This is a genomic window from Micromonospora matsumotoense (genome assembly GCF_050951065.1).
In the GTDB taxonomy this organism is placed as follows: Bacteria; Actinomycetota; Actinomycetes; order Mycobacteriales; family Micromonosporaceae; genus Micromonospora; species Micromonospora matsumotoensis.
Window position 1 is genome coordinate 5667503 of sequence record NZ_CP192025.1, and the last position, 20265, is coordinate 5687767.

General features: G+C 74.4%; 17 protein-coding genes. 4 read left to right on the plus strand and 13 right to left on the minus strand.

What is annotated here, in order from left to right; genetic code table 11:
• Position 1: 1 nt before the first annotated feature.
• Genes ACQP1S_RS23945 through ACQP1S_RS23960 form a run of 4 tightly spaced genes read right to left on the minus strand, consistent with a single transcriptional unit; the run spans position 2 to position 3482 of the window.
• Entirely contained in the window at positions 2-739 is a 738-nt protein-coding gene (locus ACQP1S_RS23945) for a zinc ribbon domain-containing protein (RefSeq protein ID WP_432899389.1), read from the minus strand.
• Positions 736-1602, minus strand: coding sequence for a Nif3-like dinuclear metal center hexameric protein (locus tag ACQP1S_RS23950; RefSeq protein ID WP_432899392.1), 867 nt, complete (start codon positions 1600-1602; stop codon positions 736-738). The genes ACQP1S_RS23945 and ACQP1S_RS23950 overlap by 4 nt, the downstream gene beginning before the upstream one ends.
• A 55-nt stretch (positions 1603-1657) precedes the next feature.
• Positions 1658-2239 carry a flavoprotein gene (locus ACQP1S_RS23955; protein WP_432899395.1) on the minus strand — a complete coding sequence of 194 codons (582 nt, stop codon included), beginning with the start codon at positions 2237-2239 and terminating at the stop codon, positions 1658-1660.
• A 16-nt stretch (positions 2240-2255) separates the two neighbouring features.
• Positions 2256-3482, minus strand: coding sequence for a helix-turn-helix domain-containing protein (locus ACQP1S_RS23960; protein WP_091238111.1), 1227 nt, complete (start codon positions 3480-3482; stop codon positions 2256-2258).
• Positions 3483-3732: 250 nt separating this feature from the next.
• On the opposite strand from ACQP1S_RS23960, the gene ACQP1S_RS23965 reads away from it, so the two are divergent.
• A complete protein-coding gene (locus tag ACQP1S_RS23965; RefSeq protein WP_432899399.1) occupies positions 3733-4404 on the plus strand; it encodes a bifunctional DNA primase/polymerase in 672 nt (223 codons plus the stop codon).
• Between the two features lie 419 nt (positions 4405-4823).
• On the opposite strand, the gene ACQP1S_RS23970 is transcribed toward ACQP1S_RS23965, so the two are convergent.
• Genes ACQP1S_RS23970 through ACQP1S_RS23990 form a run of 5 tightly spaced genes read right to left on the minus strand, consistent with a single transcriptional unit; the run spans position 4824 to position 11049 of the window.
• On the minus strand, positions 4824-5546 hold the full coding sequence (locus ACQP1S_RS23970; RefSeq protein WP_432908265.1) for an FAD:protein FMN transferase: 723 nt from the start codon (positions 5544-5546) through the stop codon (positions 4824-4826).
• 47 nt (positions 5547-5593) lie between these two features.
• The gene (locus ACQP1S_RS23975; RefSeq protein ID WP_432899402.1) at positions 5594-6190 is read right to left on the minus strand and encodes an FMN-binding protein; all 597 of its coding nucleotides are present in this window, start codon (positions 6188-6190) and stop codon (positions 5594-5596) included.
• 13 nt (positions 6191-6203) lie between these two features.
• Complete coding sequence (locus ACQP1S_RS23980; protein WP_432899405.1) at positions 6204-7625, minus strand: ferredoxin reductase family protein; 1422 nt, start codon at positions 7623-7625, stop codon at positions 6204-6206.
• The gene (locus tag ACQP1S_RS23985; protein WP_432899408.1) at positions 7622-9013 is read right to left on the minus strand and encodes a DUF1501 domain-containing protein; all 1392 of its coding nucleotides are present in this window, start codon (positions 9011-9013) and stop codon (positions 7622-7624) included. Before ACQP1S_RS23985 ends, ACQP1S_RS23980 begins: the two co-directional genes overlap by 4 nt.
• A 20-nt stretch (positions 9014-9033) precedes the next feature.
• Positions 9034-11049 (minus strand): DUF1800 domain-containing protein, encoded by a 2016-nt coding sequence (locus ACQP1S_RS23990; protein WP_432899411.1) that lies wholly within the window; start codon positions 11047-11049, stop codon positions 9034-9036.
• Positions 11050-11573: 524 nt separating this feature from the next.
• On the opposite strand from ACQP1S_RS23990, the gene ACQP1S_RS23995 reads away from it, so the two are divergent.
• Positions 11574-11831, plus strand: coding sequence for a DUF3040 domain-containing protein (locus ACQP1S_RS23995; RefSeq protein WP_091238129.1), 258 nt, complete (start codon positions 11574-11576; stop codon positions 11829-11831).
• Between the two features lie 520 nt (positions 11832-12351).
• On the opposite strand, the gene ACQP1S_RS24000 is transcribed toward ACQP1S_RS23995, so the two are convergent.
• The 3 genes from ACQP1S_RS24000 to ACQP1S_RS24010 form a co-directional block, all read right to left on the minus strand.
• Positions 12352-13476: an SWIM zinc finger family protein gene (locus ACQP1S_RS24000; RefSeq protein WP_432899415.1), complete on the minus strand. Its 1125-nt coding sequence runs from the start codon at positions 13474-13476 to the stop codon at positions 12352-12354.
• Positions 13473-16715: an SNF2-related protein gene (locus ACQP1S_RS24005; RefSeq protein WP_432899418.1), complete on the minus strand. Its 3243-nt coding sequence runs from the start codon at positions 16713-16715 to the stop codon at positions 13473-13475. The genes ACQP1S_RS24000 and ACQP1S_RS24005 overlap by 4 nt, the downstream gene beginning before the upstream one ends.
• Before the next feature lie 160 nt (positions 16716-16875).
• Positions 16876-17361: a DinB family protein gene (locus tag ACQP1S_RS24010; protein ID WP_432908267.1), complete on the minus strand. Its 486-nt coding sequence runs from the start codon at positions 17359-17361 to the stop codon at positions 16876-16878.
• A 119-nt stretch (positions 17362-17480) separates the two neighbouring features.
• Here ACQP1S_RS24010 and ACQP1S_RS24015 point away from each other — a divergent pair, with 119 nt between their 5' ends.
• Entirely contained in the window at positions 17481-17678 is a 198-nt protein-coding gene (locus ACQP1S_RS24015) for a hypothetical protein (RefSeq protein WP_432899421.1), read from the plus strand.
• Positions 17679-17795: 117 nt separating this feature from the next.
• Here ACQP1S_RS24015 and ACQP1S_RS24020 read toward each other — a convergent pair whose 3' ends face one another.
• On the minus strand, positions 17796-18944 hold the full coding sequence (locus ACQP1S_RS24020; RefSeq protein ID WP_208568804.1) for a polysaccharide pyruvyl transferase family protein: 1149 nt from the start codon (positions 18942-18944) through the stop codon (positions 17796-17798).
• Positions 18945-19295: 351 nt separating this feature from the next.
• Between ACQP1S_RS24020 and ACQP1S_RS24025 the strand changes: the two genes are divergently transcribed.
• Positions 19296-20210 (plus strand): aminoglycoside phosphotransferase family protein, encoded by a 915-nt coding sequence (locus ACQP1S_RS24025; protein ID WP_432899424.1) that lies wholly within the window; start codon positions 19296-19298, stop codon positions 20208-20210.
• Positions 20211-20265: the final 55 nt, after the last annotated feature.

Genomic DNA, 20265 nt, shown 5'->3' on the forward strand with positions numbered 1-20265 from the left:
GCTACAGCCCCGACTCGTTGGTACGCACCATGATCCGCCGGCAGTCCTCGCACCGGACCACCTCGCCCGGGTCCGAACTGCGGATCCGGGCCAGGTCCGCGCCGGACAGCTCCAGCCGGCAGCCACCGCAGCGGCCGGCGGTGAGCAGCGCCGCGCCGAGCCCGGTGTCCGCGCGGATCTTGTCGTAGAGGGTCACCAGGTCGGTGGGGAGGTCCGCGGCGAGCGGCTTGCGCGCGCCCTGCTTGAACTCCTCCTCCTTGGCGATGGCGGCCAGGCTCTCGTCGCGGCGCTGCTCGGCGGCGGCCCGCCGGTCCCGGGTCTCGGCGATCCGGGACTCGATCCCGTCGAGGGTGGCCTGCGCCGTCTCGCGCTGCTCCATCAGCTCCAGCTCGGCGTCCTCCAGGTCACCCTGGCGGCGGTTGAGGGAGACCAGCTCGTGCTGGAGCGCCTCCAGCTCGCGGGCCGGCCCACTGCCGCTGGCCAGCCGGGCCTCGTCCTTGCTCTTGCGGGCCCGGACCTGGTCGATGTCCTTCTCCAGCCGGGCGATGTCCCGGTCCAGGTCGTCGACGGCGACCTGGGCGCGGACCCGCTCGTCCTCCAGCGCGGACAGCTCCCGGGCGAGCCCCTCCAGCTCGGCCCGCTCGGGCAGCGACCGGCGGCGGTGGGCGAGCTGGGCGAGGGTGGTGTCGATCGCCTGAAGATCGAGCAGGCGGCGCTGGACCTGGGGTTCAGCCTTCACGGTCGGGGCTCCTTGTCGTCCATCGCGGGTGCGGCGGCGTGCACGGTCCACGGGTCGGTGTCCAGATCGGACACCACGGTCTCGACGCCGAAGTCGGCCCGCAGGTGGGCGGCCACGTCGTCCAGCCAGGGTCGTTCGGTCGCCCAGTGCGCGGCCTCCAGCAGGGCGGGCCCACCGGCGGCGAGGTGCTCACCGGAGGGGTGGTGCCGCAGGTCGGAGCTGAGGAACGCGTCCACCCCGGCGGCGGTCGCGGTGGCCAGGAAACCTTCACCCGAGCCGCCGCTGACCGCGAGGGTACGCACGATACGCCCGGGATCGCCCCCGGCGCGAACCCCCCAGACCGTGGCGGGCAGAGCGGCGGCGGCGTGCCGGGTCAGCTCGGCCAGCGTCATCGGGGCGGGCAGCTCACCGATCCGGCCGATGCCCCGGCCACCGCCGGCCGCCGGAGAGCCCGGCGCGGACGGTGCGAGGGGACGCAGACCGGTCAGCCCGAACCGGGCGGCCAGCGCGTCGGAGACGCCCGGCGCGGCGGTGTCGGCGTTGGTGTGCGCCACGTACAGGGCCACCCCGGCGCGGATCAGGTCGTGCACGATCCGCCCCTTCCAGGTGGTCGGGGCGACCGAGGAGACGCCGCGCAGCAGCAGCGGGTGGTGCGCGACGATCAGGTCGGCCCCGGCGGCGAGGGCCTCGGCGACCGTCTCGGGGACGACGTCCACCGTGCCGTAGACGCGGCGGACCGGGTCGGTGGGCTCGCCGAGCACCAGACCGACCCGGTCCCACTCCTCGGCCCAGGCCGGCGGATAACGCCGATCCAGCTCGGTGACGACGTCGGCGACGGACGGCGGGGACGCGGTTGTGCTCACGGCCGGTCAGCTTACCGGCGCGTGGTGGCGGCCACGCCCATGCCCGTCGGCCGGGTCAGGCGGCCGAGGCGGCCCGGGACCGGTCCGGCAGGGCCGCCACCGCCGCCTCCCACGGAAAGGCGTGCAGGTGCCGTTCCCCCGTACCGGGCGGGTGCAGCGGGTAGACGTGGTCGCCGAAGACCACCGTGGCGCCCCACTCGCGGAGCCGTTGCAGGCCGGTCTGGAAGGCCGGGTGCCCGGCCATCGCCGCGTTGGTGAACGGCACCACCACCACCGGCACCCCCCGGCCCTGCCCCTCGACCAGCAGGCCCAGCGCCAGGGTGTCGGTGATCCCGGCCGCCCACTTGTTGACCGTGTTGACGGTTGCCGGGCAGACCACCATCGCGTCGGCCGGGGGCAGCAGGTCCGGGTCGCCCGGGTGCTTGTAGTGGGTGCGCACCGGGTGCCCGGTCTGCCGGGCCAGCGCGGCCCGGTCCACGAACTTCGCCCCGTCGGGGGTGGTGATGACGCAGACCTCCCAGCCGTCGTCCTGGGCGAGGCCGACGAGCCGGTCGAGGTGACGGGCCAGCGGCGAACCGCAGGCGATGACGTAGAGCACCGCGCGGCGCTCCTTGCTCGGGTGTGGGCCGCCGCTCATCCGGCCGCCACCGTGTTCATACTCCGACTCCCATCTGCTCAGCCAACTCCGCTATCGGCGCGGGCAACGCACCCCGTGTGCGACGCAGCACGTCGGACATCACTTCGTGGGCGATGGGTCGGCAGCGGATCTCGGACGGGGCGAGCCGGTCGCCGCGCAGCAGCATCTCCCCCGCCTTGGCGATGTCACCGAGTTGGGCGTAGCCCCGGGCGATGTCGAGCAGGTGGTGGGCCCGGCGCTCGGGCAGCAGGCCGTTGAAGCTCGGCTCGGGGATGCCCTGGTGGATCTCCACCGCCCGCCCGCCGTCGCCCAACTCGACGGCGGCGGCGGCCCGGTGCAGCTCCAGGTTGGTCGGGCCGAACGAGGTCCAGTAGTGGTTCTGGTCGCTGCCGAGCATGAGGGCCGCCTCGTGGGCCCCGTGGAGCAGGTCCTCGACGGTGTCCGAGTCGCCGAACCGGGCCGCCGCCATCGCACCCTGCAACAGCAGCATGCCGTAGACGGAGAGCCGGTCCGGCGCGCTGTCGTTCATGCCGCCGGGGGCGAGCCGGTTGGCGATGCTGACGTTCAGCTCCAGCGCCGGCCGGGCCCGGCCCATCGCCACCAGGGCGTTGCAGACCCGGGCGGTGGCGACGCCGGCCAGCAGTTGGTCGTCGGCGCGCTGGGCGACCGCCATCGACCGGTCCGCCGCCAACCAGGCCAGCTCGCACTCGCCCAGCTTGCGCAGCACCGAGGAGGCGATCTGGTAGACCTGCCCGAGCAGGTGGGCGGCCTCCTTGCCCTGCTCCCCGCCGTAACCGGCGTCGGCCGCCTGGGCCTCCCGCAGCAGCTTCGGCAGCGCCCGGGTGAGCATCCCGTAGCGGCCGTACTGGTAGGTGAGCCAGGCGTGGGTGACCGCCTTACGCATGTCGGACAGGGGCGGCGGGTACGACACGGCGTCGAAGTACACGGTCATCGAGGCGTACTGCTCCAGGGCGGCCCGGATCTCCTGCACCTCGACCTGGTCGATGCAGCTGAACGCGTCGGTACGCCGTTCCGGGTCCTTGCCGAGCAGCAGTTGCACGTCGATCCGGAGGATCACGGCGATCTCGTAGAGCACGGAGAACTTGTCCAGCCGACGGACCCCGCGCTCGACCTTGTCGACCCAGCTCTTGGACTTGCCGAGCCGGTCGGCGAAGACCTGCTGGGACATCTTGCGCCGCCCGCGCCAATAGGCCACCCGTCGCCCTATCGGAAGCTCGTCCATCTTTTCCCGTTCCTCCCCCTCCTGGGCCGTCCGGCCGGGCTCCGGACGGCCCACGCAGGGCGCCGCCGATCCGTCCGTCCCAGGTATTCGCTGGTCGCACAGGGTGTACGTCTTTCGTACAGCCAGTCTTCGTACCTTCGTGCAAGTTGCATGAGCCGTTCGTCAGGTCAACGAGCCCGGTTCGGGACAGTGACGGCGCTCGACGTGAGGGGTGGCGGTGAACGGTCGAAGTCAGAGGAGAGCGCAGGACATGTGGGGGAACGTCGGGCCACGGGTCGCCCAGCTGTCACCGATCGAACGGGTCCGGCTGCGCCGGATCGCGGTCCGATACGCGGTGCACGGCTGGGAGGTGACCCCCGGCGCCTGCCTGGCACGCAGCCGCTTCGTGTGCGGCCGGGCCGGGTGCCCCACCGTCGGCTGCCATCCCGCGCTGGAGAACTGGGAGCGCGGGGCGAGCACCGACCCGGCCCGGGTCGCCACCTGGTGGCGCAGCCGCCCGCACGGGGTGCTGCTGCCCACCGGCCGCGCCTTCGACGTGCTGGAGGTGGCGGCGCACCTGGGCCGCCGACTGCTCGACGCGGTCCCCGGCCACCCGGTCGGCCCGGGTGCCCGGGGTCCGGTGGTGGTGACCCCGACCGGACGCTGGATGTTCCTGGTCCGCCCCGGCGACCCGCTGCGCCCCGAGTTGGAGCACTGCTTCCACGTGGTCCGACACGGCCCCGGGTCGTGGATACCGGCACCGCCCACCCGACTGCCCGAGGGCACGGTGCGCTGGGCGGTCGCCCCGGAACAGGCCCGCTGGCGGTTGCCCGACTCCTACCTGCTGCAGAACACCCTGATCGAGGCGTTGCGGGCCGGCGGGGTGACGCTGACCCCGGAGCTGCTGCCGGGCCAGCTCCCGCTCCCCCGGCGCGGTCACTGACCACGGTGCGGCAGCGGGTCGGAGCCCGGCGGGGTCGGGTTCCCGCCAGCGTCCCCGCCGACGCCGGACTCGTTGCACACCACGACGGCGCGGACGCGCCACCGGAGCGGGGGTAGGACATGGCCAGGGACGACGAGATGCGGCACACCGACGGCACCGAACCACCCCACCGGCGGCGGCCCCGCCACTGGTCGGACACGCGGCCGGCCGGTTCCCGACCGGGCCGCCCCCGGCCGACCGGCTCCCGCCCGGCGGGCACCCACCGCACGGCCAGGTGAGCGACGCCGCGCTCGCCCCGGAGGTGACGCGGCACGTGCGCGCCCCCACCGGCACCGTCGCGGGCCACCCCGGCCGACGGACCACCGCCCTGTCCGTCGGCATGCGCCGTCCACCGACCCGCCTCGACTCGGCACGGGCGGTCAGTCGGCCAGCGGCAGGGCGGTGGAGCGCAACAGCCGGCCGTCGTCGGTGACCACCGCGTGCAGGTGGCCGGGCAGCCGGTCGAGCCAGCCGACGCCGGCCACGCCCATCGCCACCGCCGCCGTGGCGTACGCGTCGGCGACGCCCAGGTCGGGGCCGACCACGGTGACCGAGCGCAGCCCCCGGGCCGGCTCGCCCCGCCGGGGGTCGAGGACGTGGTGGCCCCGCTCGTAGACGCCCGAGGTGGCGACCGCCAGATCGGTGCCGGTGAGCACCAGGCAGGTGGCGTACGCGTCCCAGGGATGCCGGACGCCGATCCGCCACGGCTGCCCGGACGACGAGTGCCCGCGTACCCGGACGTCACCGCCGGCGTTGAGGCAGTGGTCGACCACCCCGGCGGCCAGCAGACGGTCCGAGGCGACCTGCGCCGACCAGCCCTTCACGTAGCCGGAGGGGTCCAGCCGACCGGTGGCGTACGCGTCGAAGTAGCCGTCGGTGTCGCCCCACAGGTCGGCGCAGCGGGCCAGCACCGCCCGCAGGTCCGCCGACGCCTCGGACAGCGGTAGCTCCCCCCGGTCGACGCGGCGCACCTCGCTGTCCTCGCGGTAGGTGGTGAACCGGGCGTCGACCTCGCGCAGCCAGTGGAACGTGTCGTCGGCCAACTCCCGCAGGGTGGCGGCGGGCAGGTCGTCGGCGAGGTCCAGGCTGATCGCCGTGCCCATCACCTGCTCGACCCGGCGCAGGCCGGGCCGGGTCGCCGGCACGGTCATCAGCGCACCTGGTCGAGGGCGGCCTGCAACGACTGCCGGTAGCCGTTGCTGGTGGCGGTCGCCTGGGAGACGGTGTCCAGGTTGGCGTCCTGCTGGCGCACCACCGTGCCGGAGGTGCCGCTGTAGGCGTCGTCCACCCGGTTGCTGCGCAGGTCGGACTGGCCGCCCTGGGGCAGCTCCAGGGCCACCGCGTTGACGATCCTGCTGCCGGAGACGGTGATCTGCACCTGCACGTTGCCGAACTCCGTGACGACCACCGGCCCGGTGATCTTGCGGTTGGTCGACTTGGGCGCGGCGGTGCTGGTCCGCGGGGCGGCCGGGGTGCTCCGCGTACCGGTGCCGCCACCGGTGGTGGTCCGGCCCGCGCCCGGGGTGCGGCTCGCGGTGGCGTCGGGCCGGCCGGTCGGCCGGGTCGGCGCGGCGGCCCGCTCCGACGCCGCGCCGGGGGCGGCCGGGTCGGTCCGGCCGGGCGTTCCGACCGGCACGCCGGCCGGCAGTTCCTGGGCGACCTGGCTGGCGCCCGGTGCGCCCTTGAGCACCACCAGGGCGGTGGTGCCGGCGGCCAACCCGGTGATCGCCAGAAGCGCGCGACGCATGTCAGGTGCCTTTCTACAGCTCGAACGGGGCGAGGTGGATCTGCCGGCGGGGCACACCGGCCTGGCGGAGCGCCCGCACCGAGGACTCGACCAACCCCTCCGGCCCGCACAGGTAGACGTCGCGCCGGATCAGGTCGGGCACCAGTCGGCGCAGCCCGTCCGGGCTCATCACCTGCCGGGGGCCGGGGTCGTCGCGGGAGCCGATGACATACCAGATCGAGGTCTGCCGGGCCTGGGCCAGCCAGTCCAGCTCGTGGTGCAGCAGCACGTCGGCCGGGGTACGGGCCCGGTAGATCAGGGCCGCGCCGGGCGGCAACTCCTCCAGCATCGCCCGCAGCGGGCCGATGCCGCTGCCACCGGCGATCAGCAGGGCCCGGTCCCGGGTCCGGTGCGCGGCGGTGAAGGTGCCGGAGGGGCCCTCCACCCAGACCCGGGTGCCCGGGTCGAGGTCGCGCAGGTCGCCGGTGTGCCGGCCGACCACCTTGACGGTCAGCCGCAGCCAGCGGCCGTTCGCGGCGGCGGAGAGCGAGAACGGGTGTGACTGCCACCAGCACCCCCGGGTCAGGAACCGCCAGCGCAGGTACTGCCCGCCGAGCAGGTCGAGCTGGTGGAGCCGACGGCCGGTCAGATAGATCGAGATGGTGTCCGGGCTCTCCGCCACCACGTCGGCCACCCGCAGCCGGTGCCGCAGGTTGAGCAGCAGCGGCGCGACCAGCCGACCCCAGAGCAGGGCGGCGGCGACCAGCAGGTAACCGGCGATCCAGCCGGTGCGCACCGGGCCGGGCGGGAAGAGCTGCGCGCCGTTGCTGAACTGGTGGCCGAAGCCGAGCAGCAGCACCAGGTAGCTGGTCAGGTGCAGGTGGTACCAGAGTTCGTAGGGCATCGCCCGGCGGACCGCCCGGACGCCGGTGCCGCCGACCAGCACCAGGATGCCGGCCGCGACGAACGCGGACACCATGTCGTCGAAGTCGCGCAGCAGCGCCCCCACCTGGGCGGTGACCGAGTTGTCCTGGGTGCGGGCGTAGCCGACCACCAGCAGCGACAGGTGGGCCAGCACCGCCACCAGCAGGGTCGCGCCCAGGTCCCGGTGCACCCGGGACAGCCGCTCGCCGCCGACCCCGCGTTCCAGCACCCCGAGCCGGCTCATCATCAGCACCTGCACCAGCAGCAGGTAGCCGGCGATCAGACCGGTGACCCGCCCGGCGGCGGTGAGCACGTCGGCGGTGCCGGCCAGCGAACCGGCCGGGGTGTCGAGCCACCACGGCAGCACCGCGACCACCAGGCCGACCCAGAACAGCCCGGACACCACCCGTCGGCCGACCGACCCCCGCCGCGGCAGGGCCGGCGGCGGGCGTACGGACGCAGCCGACCGGCCGCCGTACCGGGGCGGGTCCCCGGTACGACGGCCGGCGGCGTGCATGTCCTGATAGGTCACGCGTAGAGCTTCATCGGGGTGAACTTCTTCCTCGGGAAGATCTTGTCGACCTGGGCGGTGGTCAGCCCGAACCGGCCCTGCGCCACCGCGCCGTAGACGTTGAACATGTTGTTGTACTCGGGTACGTCTCCCGAGTCCAGATCGCTCAATCCGTCCCAGGTGCCGAGCAGCGAACCGGCGAGCTTGCGCCCGGACAGGATGGTGACCACCCCGCCGTGGCCGTGGTCGGTGCCGCCGCCGTTGGAGGCGACCCGGCGGCCGAACTCGCTGGACACCATGACCGTGACGTCGGCGGCCCGGTCGCCCAGATCGGTGAAGAAGGCCGCCATCGCGCCCGCCAGCTCGCCGAGCCGCCGGTGCAGTTGGCCACCGGAACGGGTGCCCTGGTTCTCGTGGGTGTCGTAGCCGCCCATGCCGACCGTGGCGACCCGGACGTTCGCCCCGCCCTTGATCAGCTGGGCGAGCTGCTGGAAGGCGTACCCGACGCCCTGGTACGTCACGCCCTCCGCCGGCTGGTACGGCTTCGCGGCGAGCTGCTGGGCGGTCGACAACGCGCCCATCCCCTCGATCACCGCCTCCTCGACCGGGTGGTTGATCCCGGTGAACAGGCCCCGGATCGCCTTCTCGGTGGCCGCCCGGTAGCGGTCGTCGCCGTTGAGCCGCAGCGAGCCGACGCTGTTGAGCGACAGCGCGCCGTTGGTGCCGACCAGCGAGCGGGGCAGCGTGCTGCCGATGCCGACGCTGCGGAACGCGGTGCCCTTGCCGAGGGAGTCGACCAGGCTGTCCAGCCAGCCCCGGCCACCGGTCTCGTGGGGCAGGCCGCCCAGGTTGCAGGCGTCGGCGGCCTGGAAGTGGCTGCGGGACAGCCGCTCGTCGGAGACCGCCGGGACGAAACCGAGCTGGCCGGCCTTGAGCCACTTCTCCAGCGGGGCGAAGGCGCTGGTCAGCTTGAAGCCCCGGCCCAGGGCCAGCGAGTCGTCGCCGAGCAGCAGGTCGGGGCGGGCCTTGGCCAGCACCGGGTCGTCGGCCGGGGCGACCAGGCTGAGCCCGTCCAGCCCGCCGTAGAGGAAGACGTGGATCAGGGTGCCGGTCTTCGTCGCCGCGAACGACGCCGAGGTGGTGACGAACTGGGCGGTGGCCAGCGTGGTGGCGGTGGCGGCGGCCCCGGCGACGAAGGTCCGCCGGGTCACCCCGCGCCCGTCCTGCTGGGCCTCCTCCTGGTCCTCCAACCGGCGGTAGCGGTCGGCCTCGGCGGCGTTCTCGGCGGCGACGACGTCCGCCTCGGCCCGCAGCACCGCCTCGGCCGGGTTGTCGGCGAGCCGGCGCAGATCGGGGCATTCGGGGTGCAGGGGGAACGAGGGCACGGTCTTCTCCATCGGGTGCGTCACCGGGTTGTCCATCGACTGCCTCACCGCAGGTGGTGCTGGGGGGACGCGAGGATCGCCCGCGCGACGGCGGCGACGGCCCCGTTGAACGTGGCGTCGACCTTGGCGGTGGCGGACACGCCGGCCACCCCGAGGATCAGGTTCTTCTCCCGCGGGGACAGCTTCTGGTGCACCAGCCGCTGGGCCAGCGCGTCCACGTACGCCCCGGCGGTCGTCGGCGGCTTCGCCACCAGCTTCTCGGGTCTGGTGTACGTGAACTGGGTGCGACGGCCGGCGATCAGGTCGGCGGCCTCGTTCCACCCGTTGACCATCGTCCCGGCCGACGTCCAGGCGACGTAGACGTCCGGGTAGCCGTCGGGGGTGGGCTGGCCCATCGGGTACTGGCCCAGCTCGCGCAGCTTGTCGTGGATCTGGCGCAGCCCCTGGGCGAACGCGGTGCGCGTGCTGTCGCCCTGCCGGAAGCCCGGCCCGGCCTGCGGCCCGACGCCCAGGGTCCGGTAGGTGGCGACCAGGTACTCCATCGGCCGGCGCACCTTCTGGCCCACCGCCGCCCAGAACTCCGAGGAGCTGAACAGCGACATCAGCAGCGGCTTCACCGAGCCCTTGTTGACCGTGTAGATCTTGGTGAGCCGGTCCACCAGGGACTTCGGCGGGGTGTCCGAGACGAAGCGGGTGGCCAGGCTGCGCGCCACGTACCGGGCGGTCGACGGGTGCAGCGCGATGTACGTGAGGTACGCGTCGATGACCTGGTCGGCCTTCTTCGGGTCGGCCGAGTCGTTGGGGTGGCTGAAGCCCAGGATCTTCACCTTGCCCCGGTAGTGCCGCTCGTTACGGAAGACGTACTTCCCGTCGTCGACGCCCCGGCCGGTCTGGAGCAGGGCGGCCTGGCGGACGTCCTTCTCGGTGTAGCCGCCGTCGACCCCGACCGAATACAGCTCCAGGTTCTCCCGGGCCAGGTTCTCGTTGACCGCGTCCGCCCGGGAGTCGTTCTGGTTGAGGTAGAGCAGCAGCGCCGGGTGCCTGTTCGCCGCCACCAGCATCTCCGGATAGCTGCCCATGGCGTGCTTGCGGACCACGTCCCGGTCGAACGAGTTGCGGTACGCCTCACCGCCGTCGAAGTCCGCGGCGACGTGCAGGAAGTCGTTCCAGAAGTCGACCATCACCTCGTACAGCTGCCGTTCCGACCAGATCTGCCGGGCCAGCGTGCCGTCGACCATCTCCCGCTCCGGCTGCGCCCCCCGCGCGTTGAGCTGGTCGCGCTGGTCGCGCAGCTGCTGGCTGGTCAGCTTGAGGGTGGGCAGCTCGGTGAGCTTCAGCTCGGCGGCGCTGGGCGCGATCTTCTCCGGGTCGAGCTGTTGGCGCACCCAGGCGTCGATGCCCATCCGCCTGATGTCGGCGAGCACCTTCGGGGTGGCCCCGAAGGTGGCCCGGCTGGCCAGGTGCCGGATCGGGTCCTTGGCCAGCACGGTCTTCACCGTCACCGGGGTCTCCGCCGCCGCGGCGGCAGGGCCGGAGAAGGTCCGCCCGCCGTTGGGCGAGTTCTTCTTCAGCGCCGCACCGGCCCGGGAGCCCATGTAGCTCTCGTTCTGCTCGGTGTAGGTGCGTACCGTGCTCGGCTGCTGGCCGCTGGGTCGGGCCGGGGTGCCGTCGGTGACGGTGGCGCCGGTGGCGTCCCCGGCGACGGCGTCGGCACCGAACAGGCTCCGCACCTGGGGGCTCATCGCCAGCGCCGCGCCACCGGCCACCACGGCGGCGGTGCCACCCAGCGCGACCAGCGCGCGCCGCCGGCCGACCCGGCCCCGGTCGCCGTCACCGTCGTCGTCCAGGGTGGGCAGTCCGGTGCCGGCCGGCTGGTGGAACGCCTGCCGGCCCAGGCCCTCGGGGCCCACCCACTGCGGGCCCCGGGACACCGGCGAGCCGGCGGGCGCGTACCCGGCGTGCGGGTCGCCGTACGGGTGACCGGGGGCGTCGTACGACGTCGGGGGGCGTCCGTCGGGGGTGGCGTGCGGTCGGTGCGGTGGCACGTTCTGGTCGGCCATGTACCAGTCCCGTTTTCTTTTGATGCGCCGGACCACTGCGACCGGGGGCGGGGCGGAGGGTACGGCGGCGGCTGCCGGAGGAGTTGCTACGGGAAAGTAGCCAAGGGGTGGAATGCCATCAAGGCTGGTCGCGGCGGCCCTGCCGGGCACTTAAGCCGCAGCTCAGCACCCTGCCCGGCCGGGTGGTTGCGCCCCGGCCGGGTGGCGGCGTCCCCAGCAGGGACGACGCGTCCGCCGACAACACCGCCGTAACGTTTTGGCCGTACGCGTCACCGCGCGCGACGTTCACCGGCACAGCGAAACTTAAGCCACCCGTAAGCCTGCGCTGAGGTCGCCCGAGCGCCCTCGCGGCCCGGTTTCGGCCGGCCCGTCCCCCGCCGTCGGCCGACCTGTGCCCGCCGTCGATCGGCCCGTCCCCGCCGGCTGGTGGCGGGGATCGAAAGTAGCAGCAGCAGAAGGGCGTGACCCGCCTCCAGAGCGGGTAAGCCGCCGAACCGCTGAAGCCGTGAGGGGAAGGCGCCGCCATGCTCAGCAAAGAGGATCAGCGCAGATTCGAACAGATCACCCGGCAGCTCCGGGAGAGCGACCCGAAGTTCTTCGCGAGACTCGACCATCGGGTCCGGGCCCGGCGCGGACGCTGGCTGTTGTTGCTGACCGTCATCCTGTGGGCGTCACTGCCCGCGATGACCGTCGTGGCCGGACGGACGGCCGGCGCGGCGTGCGTCGTGCTCGTGGCCGCCAACACCGGCCTGATGTGGCACTTCCGGCACCGCTGGCGCTGACCCGTCAGTCCGACCACGCCGGCCCGGTCGGCCACGGCCTTGGCCCGTGCCCGGCCCGGGTGCCGACGACGTCTCCGCCGGGGTCGGCTCAAGCCTCGCGGGCCCGTGGGTGGCTCAAGCCTCGCACGCCCGTGGGTGGCTCAAGCCTCGCGGGCCCGTGGGTGGCTCAGGCCACGCACGCCCGTGGGTGATGGGACCACCCGTCGATCCCGACGGCGCGCTCGCCGCGCCCGGCCGCCCGGGTTGCGTCATGATCGACACCAGTGGGGCGATGTTGTGGGGTCGGAGCGACGGGGACACCCCAATAGCGCCTCACTGGTGTCGATCATGGACCGTCCGGGGGCACCGGGCGCGGTGCCGGGACCCTGGGCACCCTATCCCGGGACACGGCGCGATACCCCGAGCCGGGGCGGGACACCCGAGCCGGGGCGGGACACCCGAGGCCGGGACGGGACACCCGAGGCCGGGACGGGACACCGCGAGCCGGGACGGGACACCGCGAGCCGGGACGGGACGCCGGTCAGCTCGGGTCTAGGGCCTGGTAGGCCCGGCGCAGGCGTTCCAGCAGGCCGGGGCCGCCGATCGCCGGAGCAGGCGAGCCGAGCTGCCGCAGCAGCAGTTCCGGGCCGGTGACCAGGATGGGCGGGCGCTCCGGCAGCGGCACCGGCGACAGCCAGAACCGGTCCAGCGCCTCGGTGAGTGGCGCGTCGGGCAGGTCGGCGAGCACCCGGGCCGCCCCCGCCACAGCGCTCGGCGGCCCGGGTGCCACCCCGTCCACCACGGACGGTACGGACACCGGCGGCCCATCGGGCGTACCGGCATCCTGCACACCATCCGACGAACCACCGACCGTTGCGCCCGGCGTGCAACCACCGGCCGGCGCGCTCTCCGACGCGGGACGCCGCGACCCGGCCCGGGTGGCGGGAGCCCGCACCCCGGCCGGGGAGAGCGCCGCCGACCCCGGGGACCCGTCGGCGGGGTCGACACCGGCGGGCAGGGACGACCCGACCGCCTCGGCGCGCAGGGCACGGAGCCGGCCCAGCAGGTCGTCGCGACTGCGACCCCGCCAGTGCAGCAACTGGAACGGGTCGGCGTCGAACGCCTCGGCGAGCAGGTAGAACGTCGCCGCGAGATGTTTGCACGGCACCGCGAAGTCGGGGCAGCCGCAGCGTTGGGTCAGCTCACCCACCGACCCGGGGAACAACGGCGCACCGGCCGCGGCGAACAGCTCCTCCAACTCCGCCGGCAGGTCACCGGCGAGCAGCCGGGCGCTGAAGAACGCCTGCCCGGCCAGCTCCCGCTCGACCCGCTCCCAGAGCGCGGCGGGAAAGGGCGGCAGGGCGATGACCACCGGGTACGGCCGGGGCCGGGAACCCTGCACGCTCGCCTCGACCCGCCCGGGTGACACGTCGAGCCGGAGCACCTGCCCCCGGCGGGCGTACGCCCGGCCCCGGGTGAGCCGGGTGCCGAGCGCGAACGACTCCAGCACCTCCAGGAAGCGCCGGGACCACCAGGAGACCCCGATCGCGCCCCGGGTGCTGCGCGCCCGCAACCCGCCGTCGACCCGCCGGGCCGGGCCGAAGTCGGCGAACGGACCGGTCGGCCCGGGGTCGTCGGTGCCCGCTCCGGCACGCCGGGGGGTCATTCGACCACCGCCCCGGCGTCCAGCGCGAACAGCTCCCGCAGCTGCCCGGTGGACAGCTCGGTGACCCACTGTTCGCCGCTGCCCACCACCGATGCGGCCAGGCCCCGCTTGTCGGCGATCATCGCGGCCACCTTCTCCTCGACGGTGCCGGCACAGACGAACTTGCGGACCTGCACCCGTCGCCGCTGGCCGATCCGGAACGCCCGGTCGGTGGCCTGGTCCTCCACCGCCGGGTTCCACCACCGGTCGACGTGCACGACGTGGTTGGCGGCGGTCAGGGTGAGCCCGGTGCCGCCGGCCTTGAGGGAGAGCACGAACAGGGCCGGGCCGTCCGGGGACTGGAACCGGGTGACCAGGTCGTCCCGGTCGGCCTTGCCGACCCCGCCGTGCAGGTAGAGCACCTCCCGGCCGAAGCGGGCCGACAGGTGGCCGCGCAGCATCGCGCCGAACTCGGCGTACTGGGTGAACAGCAGGGCCTTCTCGCCGGCCGCGAGCACCTCGTCGACGATCTCCTCCAACCGTTGCAGCTTGCCCGAGCGGGCGGCCAGCGGCGAACCGTCGTGCAGCAGTTGGGCGGGGTGGTTGCAGACCTGTTTGAGCCGGGTCATGGTAGCCAGCACCAGGCCCCGCCGTTCCATCCCGGCACTGGACTCGATCCGGGCCAGCATCTCGTCGACGATCGCCCGGTAGAGCGAGGCCTGCTCGGCGGTGAGGTTGCACACCACCTCCATCTCCAGCTTCTCCGGCAGGTCGGAGATGATCGAGGAGTCGGTCTTGAGTCGACGCAGCACGAACGGGCCGGTGACCCGGCGCAGCCGGGCCGCCGCGTCGGCGTCCCCGTGCCGTTCGATCGGCACCGCGTACGACTGCCGGAAACTACTGGCCGGCCCGAGCAGGCCGGGATTGGCGAACTGCATGATCGACCAGAGGTCGGCCAGCCGGTTCTCCACCGGCGTGCCGGTGACGGCGATCCGGTGCCGGGCGGGCAGCGACCGGACCGCCTCGGCCTGCCGGGTGGCCGCGTTCTTGATCGCCTGGGCCTCGTCGACCACCACCCGGTGCCAGCCCACCGACGCCAGCGCCACCGCGTCCCGGGCGGCCACCGAGTAGGTGGTGAGCACCAGGTCGGCGGCGTGCACCGCCGCCTCGAACTCCGTACCCCGGGCCCGGTCCGCGCCGTGGTGCACGTGTACGCGCAGCCCGGGGGTGAACCGGGCCGCCTCCCGCTGCCAGTTGCCGACCAGCGACATCGGACAGACCAGCAGGGTCGGCCCGGCGTCCGGGCGGTCCCCGGCGAGCAGGGCGAGCAGTTGCACGGTCTTGCCCAGCCCCATGTCGTCGGCGAGCACCCCGCCGAGCCCCAGCGACTGGAGGAAGGCCAGCCAGGCCAACCCGCGCCGCTGGTACGGCCGCAGGGTGCCCTTGAAGGCCGGCGGCGGGTCCAGCGGGACGAGCCGCCGCTCGGCCTGCCCGGCCAGCAGGTCACCGAGCGGCCCGTCGGCGGTCACCGCCAACACCGGCAGCGCGTCCGGGTTGTCCGCCCCGGCCAACCCCATCTTGAGCAGGTCGGCCACGGTCAGCTCACCGGGGGACCGCAGCAGCCGCAGTCCGGCGGCCAGCCGCTTCGGGTCCAACTCCACCCACCGGCCGCGCAGCCGCACCAGCGGGGTCTTCAACGCGGCCAGGGCGGCCAGCTCGTCGGCGTCCACCGCCTCGTCACCGAGCGCCACCTCCCAGCGGTAGTCGACCAGCGCGTCCAGCCCCAGCCCACCGGAGGTGGCGGCGACGGTGCCCGGGGCGGTCCTGCTGCTGGCCCGCAACCGGGTGCCGAGCCGCGCCGACGGCCGCCGCCACCACGACGGCAGCAGCACCCCGAAACCGGCGGCGTGCAGCACCGGTGCGCCGTCACGCAGGAACCGGTGGGCTCCCTCGACGTCCAGCTCCAGCTGCTCCGGGGCGGGGGTACGCAGCGCCTCGTCCAGCTCCGGCCAGAGCCGCCCGGCCCGGCCCAGCTCGGCCAGCAGGGTCTCCTGCGGGTCGTGCCACCGGCCGGCCAGCGCCGGCAACCGCTCCGGCGTCCGCCAGATGTCACCGGCGGCGACGTGCAGGCCCGGCTCGTCGGCGGCCTGCAGGCCGAACTCGATGCGCCACCGTCCGCCCTGCCCGATCACGGTCGACGGGTCGGCCGGCACCACGGTCAGGGTGTCGACGATCTCGTCGTCGGCCGGCTCGACCAGTCGGAAACTGGCCCGCACCGGGCCGCCCACGGCGTCGCGCTGCCAGGCGTCCAGCTCCGCGCGGAGGGTGGCCAGCGCGGCGGGTTCGGCGGTGAACCGCCGCTGCGGGCCGGTCAGCGCCGCCAGCCAACCGGCCGTCACGCCGTCGCGCCGGCCGCCCCGGACCATGTCGGTGTCGGCCAGCACCCGGCGGGCGGCGGCATCGGTGAGCAGGTCCAGCACCTCGGCGACCAGCCCACCGACCCCGTCGGGACCGGACCCGGCACCGGCGTCGGTGGCACCAGCACCGGGCGGTACCTCGTCGGGGCCGGTTCGCCGCCCGGCCGGCCGGCCCTCGGCGGGACGGGAACGGGAGGTGGTGGCCGGGATGCCGACGGCGGCCCGGACGGCCGGGGGCAGGGCGAGGGCCAGCGACCGGGCCCAGGCGGCGTCCGCGCCGGTGAGCAGGGGTCGCCACACCGCCCAGCCGACCGCCGGCCCGGCGGACCGCACCGCACGGCCGCCCGCCCGTCGACCCGCCGGTGACCGGGGCACGTGCCCCGGGGGGCGGTCGGCCACGCCGGGCAGCAACCGGCCCCGGGACACCAGGTCGGCCGCGAAGCCGGCCAGCTCCGCGAGGTGACGCAGGCCGGCCCCGACCACGGCGTCGAGCCCGTCGAGGGTACGCAGCAGGTCGAACGCGTCGTCCGGGGCGTACCGGAGGGCGGGGGTGCGCCAACCGGCGAGGGTGACCGGGCCGCGGACCGGTTCCGCGACGGTGGCCGGGACCAGCTCCGGGGAGTGCAGCGGCGCACCGGCCCGAGTGGGAAGGGTGAGCAGCACGGTGCCGGCCGGGCGGTCACCGAGCAACGCGGACAGCGCGGCCGGTTCGGCGGCGAAGGGGTGCGGGCGCTCCCGGGGGGCCCGACCAGGCCGTCGGGGCACCTGCGTCGGCCGGGTGGAATCCTCCGCCCAGACCGCCAGACCGGCCCCGACCAGCCACGATCCGTGGACGACCAGCACAGAATCCCCCTCGTCGACACCCGGAGGCCAGGATAGGCGGCGGCGACCGTGCCGACCCCGCCGGTGCCGCGCGTCGTCGACAGCGCGCCCGACCCGGCGACGCACCTGACGGCCCGGGGCGGCCGACCTGCGCCCCGATCGTGCCGGCCGGTGGCGGGGGTCAGACCGCGCCGGTGCTGCCGTCGGTCAGCTCACGGAGGATGTCGGCGTGCCCGGCGTGCCGGGCGGTCTCCTCGATCATGTGCACCATGACCCAGCGCAGCGACACCTCGCCGAGCTGCGGCTGCGCGACGACATGGTCCAGCGGGAACCGGGCGGCCAGCTCCCGGGAGCGGGCGCAGGCACGTTCGTAGGCCTCGGCGAGCTGGTCGAGCGTCTCCCCCTCGGCCAGGGCGAAGCTGGCCGCCGCGTCCTCCTCGGAGGTCGGGAAGACGTCGCCGGGGGCCGGGTCGAGCAGGAAGGGGAACCAGTTCCGCTCGACCAGGGTGAGGTGCCGCAGGAGGCCCGCCAGGGTGGTCGCCGACGGCACCAGCCGACGGGACGCCTCGGCGTCGGTCAGGCCCCGCGCCTTGCGCAGCACGGTCGCGCGGTGGAAGTCGAGGAACGCGTCGAGCACGGCCCGTTCGTCACCGGTGCGGGCCAGCACCGGAGCGAGCGTCGGGTCGATCTGAATGTCCGCCACCTGCGGACGATAACCGGGGGCGGGGCCGTCCCGCTGTCCCGGCAAACCCTGCGGTCCGGCGGCCGGCTTGGCAGGATGGGCGCATGGCATCGACGGTACGTGTTCCCCTGGCGGACGGCCCGGCTGACGGCGAGGCGGTCGACGTCGAGCTGGACAGCAACGACCGTCCCCCGCTGACCCATCACCACCTCGGCCCGCAGGGGCTGGTCGACGCCCAGATCTACGAGTTGGAGTCGGCCGGCGACCAGTGGCGCTACCGCTGGCGCGGCCCGGCGCTCTGACCCCGCCGACCGCCGAGCCGGCGGCCACGCCCCGGTCGCCGGTCGGCTTGCGGCCGGACGGCCGGGGCGGTGACGGTCACCGGCGACCCGTCGTGGGCCGGCGCGGCACCCGCCTGGTCAGGCGGCCATCCGGGCCAGGGTGCGCGAGCGCAGGCCGTCCAGCACCGCCCGGGTGACCTGGGAGGTGCCCCGGGCCTGGTCGCACACCTCGGCGACCCGGCGGGCGGTGGCCTCCCGGCGGGAGTCCCGCTCGTCCCAGAGCCGGTCGACCTCCGCCAGCAACGGACCCTCCACCTCGCGTTCCACGCCGCGCAGCGCCGGCACCCCGAGCCGCTGGGCCAGGTCGAAGACCTTGCCCGCGTACGGCAGGGGCAGGAACGGGGTGCCGACCATCGCCGCGAAGATCAGGAAGTGCAGCCGCATGCCGACCGCCAGGTCGAAGTGCTTCATCAGGCCGAGCACCTGCCGGGGCGAGTAGTCGCCGTGCAGGATCCGCCCCCGGTCCGCGGCGATCATGTGGGACAGCACCCCGTGTGAGTGCCGGATGTCGTCGCGTTCCATCGGGACGAACAGCACGTGCGCGTCGATCCGCTGCACCAGGAAGTCACCGATCTGGGCGAGCAACCGGTGGTACCCGTCGACGTCGAGCCGTTCCGCGGCCCGCCCCGGCTCCCGGACGCTCAGCCCGACCAGGCGCTTGCCGGCGGGCACCCCCTCCTCGCGCAGCAGCCGGGCGGGGAAGTCCTCCGGCTCCAGCAGGAACGCCGGATCTGCGGTGACCGTGATCGGGTTGAGCAGCCCGGCCTCCTCCAGCACCATCCGGGACTCCTGATCCCGCACGGTCACCTCGGTCGCGCCGGCCAGCGTCTCCCGGACCATGCCGGTGTCCACCCCGTCGTTGAGCGGCCCGACCCCCACCGCGTACGTCAGCAGGGGCAGCCCGCGTTCCTGGGCGACCCGGACGACCCGCAGGTAGCGGCGGGCCTCCTTGTCGTACAGGATGCCGCCACCGCCGAGGATGAGCAGGTCGAGCTGGGCCAGCACCTCGGCCGAGTCGACCCGGCTGACACCCTCCCAGGGCACCGCCTCGACATCGGGATGGGCCAGCGCGGTATGCGCCGGATTGCGGGAGAACACGATGATCCGGGCGTTCGGCTCCTGCTCACGCAGATCGGCCAGCAGCCCGGTGAGGATCGCCTCGTCCCCCAGGTTCCGACCGCCGTACGAGCCGAGCACACCGATGGTCAAGCCGGTGGGACCTCTCATCCGTCACTCCTCCCCAGAACCGTCCCGCCCGCATTCCCCCTCCCACCCCACCCATGCCCCTCCCCGCTCTCCCATCCCCCTGCCTCCGCCCCCGCGGACGGGACATCCACGGGGATGTAGGGGTGATCAAGAGGTTTGCGTCGGGTCGGGCCGCGCTCTTGACGTAAACCTCTTGATCACCGGCCCGCGACGGGGCACTCCACCGCGCCCGCTAGGGGGCGGGAGTGGGAGGCAGTGTGGGTCGCGCCTGGGGTGGGTGGGGTAATCGGGTTGCCTGGGGTCGGGGGTGCTGGCCAGGGTGGGGGAGTGACGGGTGTGAGCGCGGGGGGCGGCAGAATAGGATGGAACGAGTTGCCTGGGCAGGTGCGGCAGGCGGTGGAGCGGATCGTCGGTGACCGGGTGGTCGAGGCGGTCTCCCAGCCCGGCGGGTACTCCCCCGGCACCGCCGACCGGGTCCGTACGGCCGACGGCCGGCGGGCGTTCGTCAAGGCGGTCAGCCCGGCGCAGAACCCGGACAGCCCCCGGTTGCACCGCGCCGAGGCCCGGCACACCGCCGCCCTGCCCCTGTCCGCGCCGACACCCCGGCTGCTCGGCTGCCACGACGACGGCGAGTGGGTGGCACTCGTGCTCACCGACATCGACGGCCGGCACCCGCACACGCCCTGGCGGGACACCGACCTCGACCCGGTGCTGCGTACGCTGGAAGCCTTGGCCGACACGCTCACGCCGAACCCGGTGCCGGGTACGCCGACCGCCGCCGCACGGCTGGCCCACGACTTCGCCGGCTGGCAGCGGATCGCCGCCGACCCACCGCCCCGGCTCGACCCGTGGGTCGCCGCGCACCTGACCGAGTTGTGCGCGGCAGCCGACCGGGGACTGGCCTGCCTGACCGGCGACACCCTGTGCCACCTCGACGTCCGGGCTGACAACCTGCTGATCGGCCCGGACGGGGCGGTCACCGTGGTGGACTGGCCGTGGGCCTGCCGGGGCCCCGCCTGGTTGGACACCGCGATGCTGCTGGTCAACGTCCGGTTGCACGGCGGGCACGACACCGAGGCGCTGCTGCGCCGGTTGCCGCTCACCGCCGGCGTCGACCCCGCCGCCCTGACCGGCGTCTACGCGGGCCTGGCCGGCTTCTTCGCCGACAGCGCCCGCCGCCCACCACCCCCCGGCATCCCCACCGTCCGCCCGTTCCAACAGGCCCAGGCCGACGCCCTCCTCCCCTGGCTCCGCCACCGCCTCACCCACCCGCAGACAGCCCGGTGATCAAGAGGTCTGCGTCATCGCGGCGCGGTTTCGTGACGCGAACCTCTTGATCACC

Coding starts and splice junctions, on each gene's coding strand:
- ACQP1S_RS23955 (WP_432899395.1), bottom strand. CDS start 2,239: ATGAGCGGCGGCCCACACCCGAGCAAGGAGCGCCGCGCGGTGCTCTAC.
- ACQP1S_RS23960 (WP_091238111.1), bottom strand. CDS start 3,482: ATGGACGAGCTTCCGATAGGGCGACGGGTGGCCTATTGGCGCGGGCGG.
- ACQP1S_RS23965 (WP_432899399.1), top strand. CDS start 3,733: ATGTGGGGGAACGTCGGGCCACGGGTCGCCCAGCTGTCACCGATCGAA.
- ACQP1S_RS23970 (WP_432908265.1), bottom strand. CDS start 5,546: ATGGGCACGGCGATCAGCCTGGACCTCGCCGACGACCTGCCCGCCGCC.
- ACQP1S_RS23975 (WP_432899402.1), bottom strand. CDS start 6,190: ATGCGTCGCGCGCTTCTGGCGATCACCGGGTTGGCCGCCGGCACCACC.
- ACQP1S_RS23990 (WP_432899411.1), bottom strand. CDS start 11,049: ATGGCCGACCAGAACGTGCCACCGCACCGACCGCACGCCACCCCCGAC.
- ACQP1S_RS23995 (WP_091238129.1), top strand. CDS start 11,574: ATGCTCAGCAAAGAGGATCAGCGCAGATTCGAACAGATCACCCGGCAG.
- ACQP1S_RS24000 (WP_432899415.1), bottom strand. CDS start 13,476: ATGACCCCCCGGCGTGCCGGAGCGGGCACCGACGACCCCGGGCCGACC.
- ACQP1S_RS24015 (WP_432899421.1), top strand. CDS start 17,481: ATGGCATCGACGGTACGTGTTCCCCTGGCGGACGGCCCGGCTGACGGC.
- ACQP1S_RS24020 (WP_208568804.1), bottom strand. CDS start 18,944: ATGAGAGGTCCCACCGGCTTGACCATCGGTGTGCTCGGCTCGTACGGC.